This is a genomic window from Pedobacter duraquae (assembly GCF_004362245.1).
In the GTDB taxonomy this organism is placed as follows: domain Bacteria; phylum Bacteroidota; class Bacteroidia; order Sphingobacteriales; family Sphingobacteriaceae; genus Pedobacter; species Pedobacter duraquae.
This window is the reverse complement of record NZ_SNWM01000005.1, coordinates 133,797-149,825: the sequence shown is the minus strand read 5'-3', so window position 1 is coordinate 149,825 and position 16,029 is coordinate 133,797. Positions and strand designations below refer to the sequence as shown.

The following is a 16,029-nucleotide window of genomic DNA, read 5'->3' as shown; positions in this document are numbered from 1 at the left end:
TTATATAAGCTCTTCGGTCCTGCTTTTATTTATTTTTTCCGAGATCACACAACCGTCTTTCAGGTTGATGATGCGGTTAGAGAAACTGGCATCATGCGAGGAGTGCGTAACCATTACAATAGTGGTTCCCTGCTCATTTAACTCGCAAAGCAGCTCCATCACTTCATTCCCGTGCGAACTGTCCAGGTTACCTGTAGGCTCATCGGCAAGCACCAATTTTGGCTTCGTTACCAAAGCGCGGGCCACCGCCACACGCTGCTGCTGGCCTCCTGATAACTGTTGAGGAAAGTGCCCGCTACGGTTATGGATATTCATTCGGTCAATCATCTCATCAACCAGTACCTTCCGTTCTGCCGAAGGCACCTTATTGTAGATCAGCGGCAGCTCAATGTTTTCGAATACAGTAAGCTCATCAATAAGGTTAAAATTCTGAAATACAAAGCCCATATGTTTTTTCCTGAAGTTGGACCGTTCTTTATCATTCAACTTCAGCAACTCAGTATCCAAAAACTGGTAGCTTCCACTCTCGGGCTTATCCAAGAGGCCCATAACATTTAACAAGGTCGATTTACCACAACCAGAGGGGCCCATAATAGAGACAAACTCACCAGCCTTTACATGCAGATTAATTCCATTCAAAGCCGTAGTTTCTATGTCTTCGGTTTTGTAAACTTTTTCCAGATTTTCAATTCTTATCATCGCAATTCAGATTTTAATTTTTATAGTTTGACGGACTGATCAGCATAACGATCAGGAAATCATGCTTATTTATTTACTTGAATAATATCATATTGATTATACTGATCGTAAGATGAAGTGATTACCTCATCACCTTTCTGAAGTCCTTCAAGCACCTCATAATACAGGTAGTTCTTACGTCCAATTTTAACATTTCTTTTCGTTGCTTTTCCGTCTTTTAACAGGAATACCCATGAGCCACCTGTACTTTGGAAAAACTGCCCTTGAGAGAGTAACAGGGATTTACTGTTATCAGACAGGGTAAGCTTAACCTGTAAAGATAAGCCTCTTCTTAAATCAGCGGGCGTTACACCTTCAAATACCAGTTCAATCTGAAACTGACCGGAGGTAACCTCTGGTATCACCTTTCTCACAATTAACGAATAGGATTTACCGTTAAACTCGCAATTAGCCTTTTGCCCTTCTTTAACCCGGTTTACATAGTATTCGTCTACACCCGCCTGGAGTTTATAACCTTGCATCACATCAATTTTACCTAACATTTCATTTGGATTGTAAGATTTACCAATTACAGGATCATAAGATGATAGGCGGCCCGCCACCGGTGCTTTAATTGTCATATTTTCGATGTTTTGACGGATGGTCTCGAGACTCTCATTCATCCTGCTCACGGATTGGTCAATCTGTTTCAACTGCATCTCCCGACTTTGATTTTCTTGCTTGATGGCTTGCTTTAGAATAGCCTTTCTGCCTGTAAAATACTGATAATCCTGTGTGGATGCATTAAACTCTTCTTTGGTAATTACCTGTTTAGCATATAACGCACTGTCTATTCTAAATTTTCTTGCCGCTGTCCTATAGCTGTTATCGATAACCATCATATCCTGTGTCATTACACGTTGGTTCTGTTCAAGATCCAGTCTAACTTTTCTCAATTGATTGATCTGTTCTGTGATACTGGTTTCACTGCTGGTATAGTTAGATAAGGCATTTGGGTTGGAGATACGCAATAAAGGTGTTCCTTTAGTTACTGATGCGCCATTTTCTGTAAAGATCTCCCCTACTGTTCCCCCTTCAGGCGAACTCACAATAACAGAGGTTAGCGGGACAACACTTGCATTTAAAAGAACTACATCTTCAAAATCTCCGTATTGAACTTTGCTAACGGTCACTTTTTCTGCGTCTACACTATATACCTTATTTAAAGAGAGTGAATAGCCATAACCAACTAAGGCAATCAGTAACAAAGCTCCAATACCGATGATAATCGTTTTTTTGCTAAATCTCTTTTTTTCTATTTTCTTATCCATTGTAATCAAATCGTTATGCCAGCATGGATACCAAGCACATGCCAATGTACCAAAACAGCTTTACAGAATTGATTTTCAGGGATTTAAAAAACAAACAAATAATATCGTGTTCATAATCGAACAGTCTTTGTACAGCATCGAACACCTTTGATTAAGAGAATTTGAGAATAGTGCCAACCATTTAAATCTCTGTTTGTTATATTCCTAAAACCGCTTATGAAAAACACGTTCTCAATCCTCTTTGCCTTTAGCATCGCTTCCCTATTATTTTCATGCCAGCCAAAGCAAACAAAAGATAAAGCATCCGATACCGCTGTGGATTCAGGCAGTAGCGTTACCGCTGAAAAAAGTGACTTTAAAGAAGGAGAAATCCAAGTAAGTATTACGACCCCAGGTAGCAAATTGGGCGAAATGTTCCAAAAAGTGGATCCATCAAAAGGGAAGATCCAGGAGCAGATGAAAAAAATCGCCCAGCAGTTGTCACCTGCAGAACGTGCGGAGATGGAAGCCGAAGGACAGAAAAATGGCATGCTTAATCTGGCTGTAGTTATGCTGCCGCTGCGTTCTGTCATCTATGTAAAAGATGACCAGGCGACCGCTAAATTTGATGCGCTAACTTATCATGGCGAAAATTATGTAAACGACAGGAAGAAGGAAGGATTGATGTATTTGAAGTCACAAAATAGCGCTAAAGAAGCTACAATCAGCTATACTGGAGACAATCTAAAGAAGATGGCCTCAACTGATGTCAGCAGTACAGCCTATAACATCACCACCAGTAAAGAGACAGAACTGATCGACGGCTACCTGTGCACCAAAAGTGTGTACACCCGTAAAGACGAGCCTAAGAAAGCCGAAAGCATCAATGCTGTGCCTGGCACGAGTGGAAAGATCTACAAACTCGAGGTCTGGGCATCTAAACAGATGCCTGTTGCAGTAAATTTCGTCCACCCGCTATATGTTGAAGAAAAAGCTGGTATCATGAAGATTCTGATTCAGTATGAAAAAGAATCTAAACTGAAGGTATTATACCAATTTACCAGCGTCAAAAAGAGAACTGTTACCCCTGCAGAAATGGCTATCCACAAAACCCCTAAAATTATTGATTTCGGAAAAGCTGAACTGGAAGCCAGTATGCAGCTATTCGGCATTGTTCTGGGGATGTAAATCTTATTGAGCTGCTGTTCTAAACTTGATTGTGTAATCCTGTAAAGGAATGCCTTCTACAGATTTAAACGACAGACCTGTTACAATAAACTCATATTCGGTGTTCGGCTTCAACTCAATGCCCAGCTTGTAAGTTTGGTTTTCCTGTTCGTAACCGATCAATTTTTTAATCGGAACAGCATTCCCACCAAGCGATCCAGCATTAAAAGAATGTCCTTTACCAAGTAGAGGTTTATCGAATGTAATGACCAATTCTTTAATAGATGGATCAACATTTTGCGCTCCATTCTGAAAAGGAGCTAAGCTTTTAACTTTGGGTTGTTTAGCAACATATTCGCTTTTCATCCCATCAATATTTGTTGCTGTTTTGTTGAAGAGTGAGATAATCTGCGGATAAAAAGAAACGAAGTCAGGGTATTTTTTTCTATTCTGCTCATAAACCCCCAATAAATCTACTAATCCAGGGGTCCATAAAAAACCTCTGTTTACCTGCTCCTGCACCTCTCTGTCGATATCAGCTTTTGCGGCCTGATGTGCTATCATATACCTGACCACTGAAGCGCGAACAATAGATTCATTAACCATTGTCCTCCACTCCGCATAGGCCTGATCTTTCATGTTGTCCGCTTCTGCCGCGTATATCTTTCTGGCGCTATCTTCCAGTTTTTGCTCATGATTTCCTACAGTAAGTAGACGATTCACAAAGGAATGGTTAAACTCATGAATTAGTGTTGGCAAATATCGCCCGGTCTCAAACAGGGGTTTTCCGTTGTCGTCAAATCTCCAGCAACCCATAATTGCATATACAATTTTCTGCTCATTTTGCGGGCTAACACTTGGACCATAATTTCCACCTCCATTGCCCATGCCGATGACAATTTTATATGCTTCTGTAGGTTTTGTACCATAATATTTCGCATACCAACTCTGGTCAAAGTCTCTGAACGCCTCTTGCATCCTTCCAACAGCATCTGCATACATATCCTGATGAGCCAATAAAAATGCTTTGGCATTTGTCTTTACATAAAAGGCATTCAGCAGGGTTACAAATTCATTTGCATCAGCACTAGTCCAACGCTTCTCCAGCGTATTTTCAGACGCTTTCAATAAAGAAAACTGCGCACCATTAAATTTAAGATTCACTGCCATAGACATTACGGCATCATAGCTTACACCTCTTTCCTGTCTTATTTTTGTCGCAAATTCAATTAGCGGATCAGCCTTAAATGGATCAAACCAGCTATGTATATCAGAAACATAACTTTTAGCGTAGTTGTCATTATATTCTTTGTTGCCTGCAAGCCTGAATGTGATGCTGAGTAACTCCACACGCGGATCAACACTCACATCAGCTTTAAATTGACCAAAGCTGAGCACAGAAAGAAAAAGAAGGATCGAGGTTAGTTTAAGTTTGAGCATAAATGGTGAATTACATACTTATCAGACTCTATTACCCACCGATTGTTGCAGGTTTATAAAAATATTTGGGCACCTAAATTGCTCCTGGTATAACAAGAACCAATTTTAAACGATGCTCCATGTACAAAACAATTAAGCAAGTGGTTTTCATTATAGTAACGGGATGTATTGCTGGTTGCACTGGTGAACCGAAAAAATCGCCAAAAACGCAGTTAGTGGATACCACAATTAAAACTGTAGACACGGCAAAAACAGCAACTATTCCATCAAAGGATGCCGACCAGCCATACAACTATAGTGGGCCCGTCCATACAGATCCTGGGGTTTATGTAGACCTCGATGCGAATGGTGATAACGAACTGCTCATTGTAGCTCATGGAAGCGATACTGCAACCTATATTAACGAAAGCTCGAAGAACTTCAAATTACAACGGGGCGATAGCATTCGCGTGTACTGGAAAGCCGGGACTTATCGTCCCGCGGGAGATCCTGAATATCCGGTAAAAGCTATTTTTGCGACTAACTATGAGCTGATAAAGCCCGGAAAGCTTAGTCAGGCATTAAAGGCCGGGATGCCCAGAATCAATTATTACTATTATGACGATCAAACCAGCGACTATGCAAAAGGTGTGATTCATGATGCCGTTAAATACTACCTCGTCAACACTAAGCAACCTGAGATCAGGCAAGAGCTTGATTACCACAAGCGAAATCTGTTGTATACTGTAGAAAGGAAAACAATCCAGGATCGTGAAGCCTGGATTATTTCAATACATGTGGACGGACCAAAGCCCCAGCCCATCCACACAGTATACTATTTTTTCGAGACGCCATATGTATTATATGACAATCTGGAATCTAATTGAACAGGAAATTTACCTCAAAACATAACGTGCTCGTTAGCCATGTATTAAAAAGCATGGTTATAGTCCTGTTTGCTTAAACAAATGATCAATCTGCTTATGCATCGCTGGCTTACTTACCATATATAATTCCTCAATCAAGTCGGTCGATATTGGTCGGGAGTTTGGATAAGCATGCTTCCGGAGTACTTCCCGCAAGGCCTGATTTACATTTTTTTCTCCAACCAGCTTTGTGAGCTGATACATTACAACAAGTCCTTTAGAATAATGCAGATGAATGTCCTCAGGTCTTACTTTATAAAGGGGAGTTTCTTTTGAAAAGCCTCTTTCATTAAGATAAATTCCACGATGCATAGCGACATTTTCCAATACCCGTTTGTCTCCAATACTATGCTTTACCAACATGAGCTCTGTGTACATGGCCAATGTCTCTGTTAGTAATTTTGAGCCTTCACGATCATCAGGAACTAGCTGGCCAGCGCCCCACCATTGATGTGACAGCTCATGCCCCGCAAGTTCGTTGATTACATCCTGGCCTTTATCACCTTTCAGGTTGGTATGGAAAATCATATTTTCAGTCATAAAGATTGTTGCGGGGTATGCAGTCCCTGCAAACCCTTCAGTAAATGAAGAAACTTCTACAAAACGGATTGTCTTAAACGGATAAGGCGAAAAATTTTTTTGGCAGTAATCTAACGTTCTGACAGCATTTTCAATCAGGTGGAATACGTTTTCAAAATGTTCAGGATCATAATAAACCTCGATAGATTTACCTTTATATGCCCGACAGGTTATATGATAGTTGGCTGCCGCCAACCCGAACCTGAAAGGTATTGGTTCAGGTGTCTGATAACGGTAGTAGTTGCGCCCACCTTTTTTCCATTGACCAATCAACGCTCCAACGCCCACTGCCGTTTGCCCATGGTTTACCCCAATAGTCATATCTAAACGAATAAAATCGTCAGCGTAAGCTCTAGGTGCTTCCAGCATTTTTAAAGGTGTCGGGCTGCCAAGATGTCTTTTTCTTCTTTCCTGGAGGTTATCTATTTCCAGACCTGACTGGTAACCAAATCGCGGAAAGTAATTGCTTAGCCGTACAAAACTCCCATTATTTACTATAGCATTGAAAGCCTCATGACCATTAAAACCATCCCAGTTGTAAGCGAAAGAAAACTGGAACGATGCCTGATCACCCGGCCGAAGTGGTTTCTTTAAATGTATAAACCCAGCTTTATGATGAATAGCAATCTGCTCTTTTGGAGAGATGTAACGAGCCTGTTCCATAGTAATAGCCTCATCAAATGTCAACAGAATGCTGTCTATCGGTTTTTGAGTAGCATTCGATAATGTGTATATGCCAACTACATGGTAAGCATTTCTATCCGGATATAGCTCTACCTTTGTTTTGATCGCTGTAACCGTAGGTTGTGGAAGGTCTGCAAATTTGCGGAACAGTACTTCATATTCCTGTTGCTTATCTAGCAGATCCGTCACATTTTGCCTTCTTAAATGTTGTTGAATATAACTTCCAGACAGCAACGTAAAACTTGTTAATAATATCAATAAAATACGAACCGATGGGTGTTTCATTAACTTAAACTTCAAAAGAAGAATAACCAGCAAGAGCGTAAAGCTGCAACCAAAACATAATCTCCAGAAAAATGCAGGCAGGTAAGCATCCCAACCATTCATTTCACTATATTTCCCAGTATATGCTCCGATAAATCTGAGTAGCGGATGCGTGAGACCAATGGATTTTCCAATTGATGTAGCTAATAAGAAAATTACTATACAGGCAGCAACCAGCCCAAACCATCTATGGTTAACAAGTTTCTGAATAACTAAGATCATCGCCGCAGCGAGCATAATTGGCGCCCCAATCAGTAAGTACAACATCAGGTAAACCGTCCACTTAATTTCCAGATACTGATAAACAAACTGAAAAAATATCCCTGCGCCTATCACTAACGTCAATAGCACCAGAATCAGGCACGATAGTGATATCCATTTTGCTGCAAATGGCACAATAGCTCCCACTGGCGTACTGTCTTCTATAAGGTTAACCCTGTTTGACGAACTACGCCAATATAATTCATTTGAATAGAACAAGACTGCCAAAATCAACATCCCTGGTAGGTTATAAATGATGCGATTTACCATCAAAGCAGTGCTGGCATATTGTTCAGGCAAACGAATGCCCTGATCTATAGTACCATAAAACTCCATGCCCATAAAAAAGATCAGAAGGACTGCAGTCAACAGAAATGGAATACCACGCACTATGAAATTCAGATCAAGCCTGATCAGGCTTGTCAAACTCTGAAACTGATACTTAAAACCGCTCACGAAAACCTTGGCAGGTTTGTAGATCCGACCTTTTGTTTCTTGGCCAACATCTATTGATGCTGCGACCTTTTTTTGCTTGCTATTCACAGATAATCGAAAAGTCTTCCAAACAAAAACGAGTAGAACAAAAGCCAAAGCCAGGTACATCATCCTGTTCTGAAACAGACTACCAGAAAAAGAGATCGCCTGATTATTTTTTTGCTGGAGTGTCCAGGGATTGGTTTGCTGATAGAATGCGGAAAGCCCAAATGGATCGATCCTGGCAGCAAGGGCAATGATGTCTGGTGACTGTGGTAATCCACCTGCCATTAGTGGCGAACCAGAATACAGCAATAGTATCATGTAAATTATATACAAGAATAAGCCCGACAAATAGACAATTAACTTATTTTGCGTTAGCCAGGCCACACTGCACACTATGGCTGTACACAACAGTGCATTAGGCAGAATCAACAACAATACAGGTTGGATGTACAGATAGAAACTGAACTGTCCATAAACACTGCGATCCGGATCTGCCAGTTGACCCAATGCAAAACCCAAAACTGTTACAAACAGCGCGATGGAACTAATGATGAAAACGGAGTTGAAGCGACTCCAGAGATAGCTTGTCTTAGTTAACGGAGTAGCATACAGTAGTAGATTGAATCCAGTGTCCTTTTCTTTAAAAAGCGTTAAAGCCGCAAGCAGTGTGGAAATAAATATGCCCAGCAAACTTAGAAATCCAATCATATGTGCAACCGCATACGGGCTGTTCTTATGAATTTCTGGCCCGGTACTTAGAGACAACTGCCTGAATCCGATTAAAAATCCCAGAATGATTAAACCTGACAGCAGCAAATAAATTGCTGGTTTTTTAAAATAGTTACTCAGTTCAAATTTCAATAAAGCATTCATGAATTTTGGGTTTGCAGTATGTTAAAATATACATCTTCTAATGTAGGCTCGGTAAGTTCAAAACCCTCCCCAGGATTTGTATCCGAGACAACATGAATCAGCCGTTTACCGCTTATCAATTGCGACGATATCAACTGGAATCTTTCAGCGTACTGTTCTGCATCAGCTTTATTGATGATACGTGTCCAAAGCTTGCCACGCAGCTGACAAATAAAATCTTCTGGTTTGCCCTGAGCAATGACGCCTCCTTGACACATAATAGCCATATCTGTGCAAAGATTCTTTACATCCTCAACGAGGTGTGTTGATAGAATTACAATCTTATCTTCGCCGATTTCACTGAGTAGGTTGTTGAATCGATTACGTTCTTCAGGGTCAAGTCCCGCAGTTGGTTCATCAACTATCACTAGCTGGGGGTTTCCAAGCAGAGCCTGGGCTACACCAAAACGTTGACGCATTCCTCCAGAGAAAGTATGCACCTCTTTGTTTCTTACCTGATACAGATTCGTTTGTTCCAAAAGTGCCATAACCTGCTCCTTTCTGGATTTGCTATTCGTTAATCCTTTGAGCACAGCAATATGTGTTAAAAGATCGTAAGCTGAAACCTTTGGATAAACACCAAAGTCCTGCGGCAAAAAGCCCAACTGCCTTTTGATAATTTGTGGATCCAGTACAATATCGTTCCCATTAAATAGTATTGTTCCTTCATCCGGTCGCTGTAAACCCGCCAGGGTACGCATCAGCGAAGATTTCCCCGCTCCATTTGGCCCTAGCAGACCAAACATTCCATTCTTGAGATCCAGCGATATGTTGTTCAACACCATCACACCTTTTTGATAGGATTTGCTGACTTTGTTTATAGTTAAAGTGTTCATGAGTTCTTAAATTTTAGGCAAAACAAATCCTGTCCCACTTATTTAAGGGGATAGCAATTTGCTTTTGTGGTTTAGCTTATTTTTCGGCTACATATTCGAGTACATCACCCGGTTGGCAATTCAGGGCAACACATATCGCTTCCAGCGTGTCAAAACGAATTCCTTTTGCTTTTCCGGTTTTCAAAATCGATAGGTTCGCCGTTGTAATGCCTACTATTGCTGCCAGCTCTTTACTTTGCATTTTTCGCTTCGCGAGCATCACGTCTACGTTAATAATTATAGGCATCTTATATAATTAAGTCTTGTTCATGCTGAAGTTTAACACCCTGTGTAAAAATAGCGGATATAAAGTAGCTGAACACGCCAAGTAGCGCATGCAGCACAACAAGAATTTTCATTTCATTGTAAACAGGGTAAAATGGAGCGATAATAATCACTGCCAGTACGGGCAACACCAAATTTCCTAAATAAAAGATTTTTAAATGTCTGATACCTTCCTTAGTGAATAGTTTCTCATGGGTAAATACACGAAACACATTTCCTACTAAATAGAAAAACAGCGCGTATAAACCCAGCAACATTAAGAATCCCAGGATATAGCCACGGTTGTTTTCGCCAAGCAGGTAAGGCTCTGCCGTAAATGGATAGCAAACCTGAAACCTACTCCCATTTTCAATAATGTTTAATGACCATCCCGTGCTGAGGGCTGCTGCGGATAATAAAAAAGATAGTAAGTAACCAACGGCCGCAGCTCTCGTGATGATGAAAAGTAGCCTTGAAATTAGACGAACTGTTTGCATATATTCTATTTTGTTATTGCAAACTTACAATTAATTATCGTTTTACAGCAATTAATTATAATTAATTCCAGAATCAGTTCAATCCTTTAAAACGATCACACGAGAATACCCAATCAAAATGGAATTAAGTGTGCCATTTTGAAAAGTGTAGTTATACCTGTAATAAAAGGCAGGGGCCTATTTCTGGCATTTAAAGCCATTTTTTTATTCTTCTGGCATATAGGCATTTCTTTTGGATACTATACCGCAACAAGTTTAGACAAAAATGAATGTAATCTATAAATTATCGATAGCCCTTTTAGAGCAATTAATTAGCATCCCGTCATTTAGTGGAGAAGAACAAAAAACAGCAGACGTTATCGATCAATTTCTGATCAAACATAACGTTCACACCATAAAAAAATACAATAACGTCTGGGCATACAACAAGTACTTTGATCCAGAGAAACCAATTATTCTTTTGAATTCGCACCATGACACGGTAAAGCCAAATCCACAATACACACGCGACCCTTTCCTTCCTTTTACAGAGGGTGGTAAACTATATGGCTTGGGTAGCAATGACGCCGGTGGCCCACTAGTATCTTTAATCGGCACCTTTCTCCATTTTTTTGACCGGCAGGATCTGTCTTATAACCTTTGCCTGGCTTCAACAGCCGAAGAAGAAACATCGGGTGAGCGTGGAATTAAATGTATCCTCAACGACCTGATGCCTATTTCCTGTGCTATCGTTGGAGAACCGACAAATATGCAGATTGCTATTGCAGAAAAGGGATCTATGGTACTCGACTGTGTTTCAACAGGCCGTGCCGGACACGCCGCCAGAACAGAAGGAGACAACGCTATTTATAAAGCGATCAAAGACATCAATTGGTTTTCGTCCTATCCATTTCCGATAGAAGAGGGACAACCTGCTCCCGTAAAGATGACCGTTACACAGATTAAAGCAGGAATACAGCATAACATCGTTCCAGGTGAATGTAGCTTTACTGTAGATATCCGTTTTGATCACAGTTATACGCAGAAAGAAATCCTCAATACCATTGCCAATCATACATTCTGCGACACCACAGTGCGCCCTAATGTCATGACCCCATCCGCAATTGATATTTTGCACCCATTGGTTCAAGCTGGCCTTACCCTAGGATGTAAGACTTATCTCTCTCCTACAAGTTCAGACCAGGGCTGGCTAGATATGCCTTCAATTAAAATGGGTCCTGGAGAATCTGCGAGATCACATATGGCGAATGAATACATCTATCTGGAAGAGATTTCCGAAGGAATTAAAACATACATTGATTTGCTGGAAGCGATAACACTTTCCTGATCGAAAACCGAGAAACAGTTACCTAAATAAATATTCTTCTAAATTATTTATGGAATTTTTCCTGGCACTGCATCAGCCCTGAAAATCCAATCATATGAAAAGGAACATTTATCTCATTATGCTCTTTCTAAGCCTGGCAGGTTTTAGAAATAGTAGCAGCCGCAAGATTGAAGGACTTATTTATAGTTATGACGATCGTTCCCCGTTGCCAGGCGTTAGCGTTATAGTTAAAGGAACGAATATTAAAACTCAAAGTGATATCAATGGGCATTATGCAATCACTATTGCTGAAGGACAAAACACCTTGGTGTTTAGCTACGTTGGCTTTGACCGTAAAGAAATTAAAATAGGCAAATCAGATAAAATAAATGTAGCGCTCCAGCCTTCGTCTGTTGCCTTGCGAGAAGCTGTAGCTGTGGAGTACACACGGAACTCTGCACCATTAACACGCTCGCTCAGGGCAACTAGCATTTGGATCGGTGGGAATCCCAACCCTAATACAGAGTCGTACAAAGGAATATCAGAAAATCGCTTTAACGATCCAAGGGCTGTTCCACTCTCGACCTTTGCCATTGATGTCGACGCAGCATCTTACAGTAATGTCCGCAGGTTTATCAACAACGGGAGTATGCCGCCGGTGGATGCTGTACGAATTGAAGAAATGATTAACTATTTCCATTATGATCTTGCAGGTCCGGCAAATGCAGATCCGGTAGCTATACACACCGAACTTTCTACCGCACCATGGAATCCACGACATAGATTGTTGAGAATTGGCCTCAAAGCAAAATCAATCAAGACCGACAAACTTCCTCCAGCGAACTTTGTATTTCTCATCGACGTATCCGGATCTATGTCTAATTACAACAAACTACCTTTAGTTAAATCGTCCATGAAACTACTTGTTGATCAATTGCGCGATGTAGACCATGTTGCCATTGTAACCTATGCCGGTAATGCAGGGCTTAAACTACCAAGTACGCCAGGTAGTCAGAAGATAAAAATCAAAGAAGCTATAGAGACACTGGAGGCAGGGGGCTCAACAGCAGGTGGGGCAGGGATAAAACTTGCCTATAACACAGCAAGGGAGCATTTTGTTAAAGGTGGAAATAATAGAATCATCTTGGCCACCGATGGAGATTTCAACGTAGGGGAATCCAGCGATGGCGATATTGAACAGGTAATCGCTAAAGAAAGGCAGAGTGGAATCAGCATCTCTGTGCTGGGATATGGAATGGGCAATCTTAAGGATAGCAAAATGGAGACTATTGCCGACAAAGGCCATGGAAACTATGCTTATATCGATAATATCAGCGAAGCGAGGAAAGCAATCATAACAGAATTTGGGAGTACCCTGTTCACTGTTGCCAAAGATGTGAAGCTACAGGTTGAATTTAATCCGGCTAAAGTTCAGGCCTACCGCCTGCTAGGTTACGAAAATCGCCTATTGGAAAAAGAAGATTTCAATAATGATAAAAAGCTTGGTGGAGATATGGGCGTTGGACATACAGTTACCGCTTTTTATGAGATTATTCCAACAGGCACAAATGATGATTTTAGCTATAGTGTAGATCCACTTAAATACCAAAAACCAAAAGAAATAGCTACCGGCATCAACTCATCTGAGTTAGTTACGATTAAGTTCAGATATAAAACCCCAACAGCGGAAAAAAGTGAGATGGAAAAGGTATCTGTATTAGATGCACCGATCGCGTTGAGCAGAACCAGTAATGATTTCAGATTTGCGAGTGCTGTAGCCGAGCTCGGCTTGCTATTAAGAAACTCAGATTTTAAGCAGCACGCTAGCTACCAGGGTTTGATCGCCCGGGCAAAAATGGCCAAAGGAAAAGATGAAGAAGGCTATAGGGCTGAGTTTGTCAGCCTGGCACAAAATGCCCATTTACTCTCAAAATAATTTTGCAGCAGGGATTTAGAAAGCCTCCATAAGAGCCTTATGGTATTCCACATTAATTACAAATTGTCTCCACGCAGAGTCCACAGTTTTTTTGCAAATCAGTGGACTCACCGTGGACTTAGTGTGGACTCACTGTGGACTTGCGTAAAATCAATATGCCTGATATGTCCTATCAAGTCGCTATCAATTCGCTAACTGGGCAATCTGGTGTCTGTGATTTAAAGAAAGAATTTTTGAAATTCCGCCCCGCCGAGATCTGCGCAAAAATCCTTAAAACTAAAAGAGCCTCAACTTTTTCAAGTTGAGGCTCTGATTAGCGGACCGGACGGGACTCGAACCCGCGACCTCCGCCGTGACAGGGCGGCATTCTAACCAGCTGAACTACCGGTCCGTTGTTCCCCTTTCGGGAATGCAAATATAGGATGAATTATTTTATTTGCAACATTTATTTTAAAATAATTGTAACTCGTTAAGCTACAGAACCTTCTTTCATCTTCTCTGCATTCTCTGCAAACTGCAGTGCATCGATCAGCTCCTGAACACCTCCATCCATTACACCATTCAGGTTATATAATGTCAATCCGATACGGTGATCTGTAACCCTACCCTGTGGATAATTGTACGTTCTGATCTTTGCCGAGCGGTCACCAGTAGAAACCATAGTCTTTCTACGGGCGGCAATATCACCATTTTTCTTTTGCAGCTCGATATCATAAAGCTTGCTTCTCAACATCTCCATCGCAATCTCCCGGTTACCGAGTTGTGAGCGCTCCTGCTGACAAACTACTACTAATCCCGAAGGTCTGTGCGTCAACTGAACCTTCGTCTCTACCTTGTTCACATTCTGACCACCAGCACCACCTGAACGTGAAGTCTGCAAATCAATATCCGCAGGATTCAGATAGAAGTCGATTTCCTCCGCTTCAGGCAACACAGCTACAGAAGCTGCCGACGTATGTACACGACCCTGAGTTTCTGTATCAGGCACGCGCTGTACGCGGTGTACGCCTGATTCATATTTCAATTGTCCGTAAACATCCTCTCCAGAAACTTTCAGAATTACCTCTTTATAGCCTCCGGCAGTTCCTTCGGTAACATCTACAACTTCTACTTTCCAGCGTTTCTGCTCAAAGTAACGACTATACATGCGGTATAAGTCGCCAGCAAATAATGCAGCTTCATCACCACCGGTACCGCCGCGAATTTCGAACACTGCATTTTTAGCATCTTCAGGATCCACAGGAATCAGCATCAACCGTACTTTCTCTTCGAGTTCTTCTTGTTGCTTAACCAATAGATCCAATTCTTCTTTTGCCATGTCGCGCATTTCGGGATCTTTTTCTGTATTCAGGATCTCGCGATTCGCTTCGATATTACTCATCACATTCTTGTAGATTTTGTACTCATCCACAATCTTGGTCAGGTCTTTATATTCTTTATTGAGCTGGGCAAAGCGTTTCATATCCTGCATGGTGTCAGGATTACTCAACTGCTCTTCTACATCTTCCCAACGCAGTTTTATGGCTTCTAATTTTTCTAACATAATTTTCAGAAATTAAATAATCAATATCCCCGGAGCAGACGAACGCGTACCAAATCGGGGATAGAATTTATTTGGATTGCAAAAATAAGGTTTTTCGGCTAATATTCCTTTTCAAAATAATTCAGCCTTAAGTCATTGCCATCAAACACGGCATAGGAGCTGAAAGTAATCCATTCACCAAGGTTCACATACCTGGTATCTGGACCAAGCCTCAGGTCGAGCGGGAGGTGTCTATGACCATAAATAAAATAGTCATAATGCCTCTTTAACAGCTGTTCCCTGGAATAAATTGCCAACCACTCTTTATCTTCACCCATAAATACTTCCTCCGTGCTGTTAGCTGCCCTGCTATGGCCAGACCAGCCTGTAGCAATACCTAAGCCGATACGTGGAGGCACCAAAGAAAATAACCATTGACACATCGGGTTTCTAAAGATCTTACGTAAAAACTTATAGGTGTGATCTTCAGGACCTAAACCATCCCCGTGATGGAGATAAAAGGTTTTACCGTTGCGCTCTATTTCCAGTTCGTCACTCACAATCTGGATCCCCATTTCTTTGGTAAAGTAATCGTTAACCCACATATCGTGGTTACCCTTGAAGAAATAGATCTTGATTCCCGAGTCAGACATCATCGCCAGTTTTCCCTGCAGCCTGATGAAACCCTTAGGTACAACTGTCTTATATTCAAACCAGAAATCGAAGATATCACCCATTAAAAAAAGCTCTGAACAGCTGGGTTCAATAAAATTTAACCAGCGTAAAATGCGGTCTTCACGAACTCTGCTTGCTGCGTGATTGGGCGACCCTAAATGGAAATCGGAGGCGAAATATATTTTTTTTGTCATCAAAACGCACAAATATAGCT

13 protein-coding genes and 1 tRNA gene are annotated in these 16,029 nt (G+C 41.2%); 4 read left to right on the top strand and 10 right to left on the bottom strand.

From position 1 onward, the window contains the following. Both CLV32_RS18530 and CLV32_RS18525 read right to left on the bottom strand, forming a co-directional pair. Positions 1 to 699: an ABC transporter ATP-binding protein gene (locus CLV32_RS18530; RefSeq protein ID WP_133558330.1), complete on the bottom strand. Its 699-nt coding sequence runs from the start codon at positions 697 to 699 to the stop codon at positions 1 to 3. Positions 700 to 764: 65 nt separating this feature from the next. Further along, positions 765 to 2,009, bottom strand: a complete 1,245-nt coding sequence (locus tag CLV32_RS18525) for an efflux RND transporter periplasmic adaptor subunit (protein WP_133558328.1) — start codon at positions 2,007 to 2,009, stop codon at positions 765 to 767. 216 nt (positions 2,010 to 2,225) lie between these two features. On the opposite strand from CLV32_RS18525, the gene CLV32_RS18520 reads away from it, so the two are divergent. Beyond that, positions 2,226 to 3,176 carry a hypothetical protein gene (locus tag CLV32_RS18520; protein ID WP_133558326.1) on the top strand — a complete coding sequence of 317 codons (951 nt, stop codon included), beginning with the start codon at positions 2,226 to 2,228 and terminating at the stop codon, positions 3,174 to 3,176. Positions 3,177 to 3,179: 3 nt separating this feature from the next. Here the strand turns inward: CLV32_RS18520 and CLV32_RS18515 are convergent, their stop codons facing one another. Then, positions 3,180 to 4,595: a DUF4932 domain-containing protein gene (locus CLV32_RS18515; RefSeq protein WP_133558324.1), complete on the bottom strand. Its 1,416-nt coding sequence runs from the start codon at positions 4,593 to 4,595 to the stop codon at positions 3,180 to 3,182. Between the two features lie 119 nt (positions 4,596 to 4,714). On the opposite strand from CLV32_RS18515, the gene CLV32_RS18510 reads away from it, so the two are divergent. Further along, complete coding sequence (locus tag CLV32_RS18510; protein ID WP_133558322.1) at positions 4,715 to 5,461, top strand: hypothetical protein; 747 nt, start codon at positions 4,715 to 4,717, stop codon at positions 5,459 to 5,461. A 57-nt stretch (positions 5,462 to 5,518) separates the two neighbouring features. Here the strand turns inward: CLV32_RS18510 and CLV32_RS18505 are convergent, their stop codons facing one another. From CLV32_RS18505 to CLV32_RS18490, 4 genes are all read right to left on the bottom strand, one after another. Further along, entirely contained in the window at positions 5,519 to 8,701 is a 3,183-nt protein-coding gene (locus CLV32_RS18505; protein WP_133558320.1) for an ABC transporter permease/M1 family aminopeptidase, read from the bottom strand. Continuing rightward, positions 8,698 to 9,576: an ABC transporter ATP-binding protein gene (locus CLV32_RS18500; RefSeq protein ID WP_133558318.1), complete on the bottom strand. Its 879-nt coding sequence runs from the start codon at positions 9,574 to 9,576 to the stop codon at positions 8,698 to 8,700. The genes CLV32_RS18505 and CLV32_RS18500 overlap by 4 nt, the downstream gene beginning before the upstream one ends. Positions 9,577 to 9,652: 76 nt before the next feature. After that, a complete protein-coding gene (locus CLV32_RS18495) occupies positions 9,653 to 9,862 on the bottom strand; it encodes a helix-turn-helix domain-containing protein (protein WP_133558316.1) in 210 nt (69 codons plus the stop codon). 1 nt (position 9,863) lies between these two features. After that, positions 9,864 to 10,376 carry a DUF2975 domain-containing protein gene (locus CLV32_RS18490; protein WP_133558314.1) on the bottom strand — a complete coding sequence of 171 codons (513 nt, stop codon included), beginning with the start codon at positions 10,374 to 10,376 and terminating at the stop codon, positions 9,864 to 9,866. 265 nt (positions 10,377 to 10,641) lie between these two features. Between CLV32_RS18490 and CLV32_RS18485 the strand changes: the two genes are divergently transcribed. Continuing rightward, positions 10,642 to 11,703 carry a M20/M25/M40 family metallo-hydrolase gene (locus CLV32_RS18485; protein ID WP_133558312.1) on the top strand — a complete coding sequence of 354 codons (1,062 nt, stop codon included), beginning with the start codon at positions 10,642 to 10,644 and terminating at the stop codon, positions 11,701 to 11,703. 94 nt (positions 11,704 to 11,797) lie between these two features. Next, positions 11,798 to 13,618, top strand: coding sequence for a YfbK domain-containing protein (locus CLV32_RS18480; protein WP_133558310.1), 1,821 nt, complete (start codon positions 11,798 to 11,800; stop codon positions 13,616 to 13,618). Positions 13,619 to 13,935: 317 nt separating this feature from the next. Here CLV32_RS18480 and CLV32_RS18475 read toward each other — a convergent pair. The 3 genes from CLV32_RS18475 to CLV32_RS18465 form a co-directional block, all read right to left on the bottom strand. Then, positions 13,936 to 14,009: transfer RNA gene (locus CLV32_RS18475), tRNA-Asp, on the bottom strand. Positions 14,010 to 14,087: 78 nt separating this feature from the next. Next, positions 14,088 to 15,161 (bottom strand): peptide chain release factor 1, encoded by a 1,074-nt coding sequence (prfA, locus tag CLV32_RS18470; protein ID WP_133558308.1) that lies wholly within the window; start codon positions 15,159 to 15,161, stop codon positions 14,088 to 14,090. Between the two features lie 98 nt (positions 15,162 to 15,259). Beyond that, entirely contained in the window at positions 15,260 to 16,009 is a 750-nt protein-coding gene (locus CLV32_RS18465) for a UDP-2,3-diacylglucosamine diphosphatase (RefSeq protein ID WP_133558306.1), read from the bottom strand. Positions 16,010 to 16,029 lie beyond the last annotated feature (20 nt).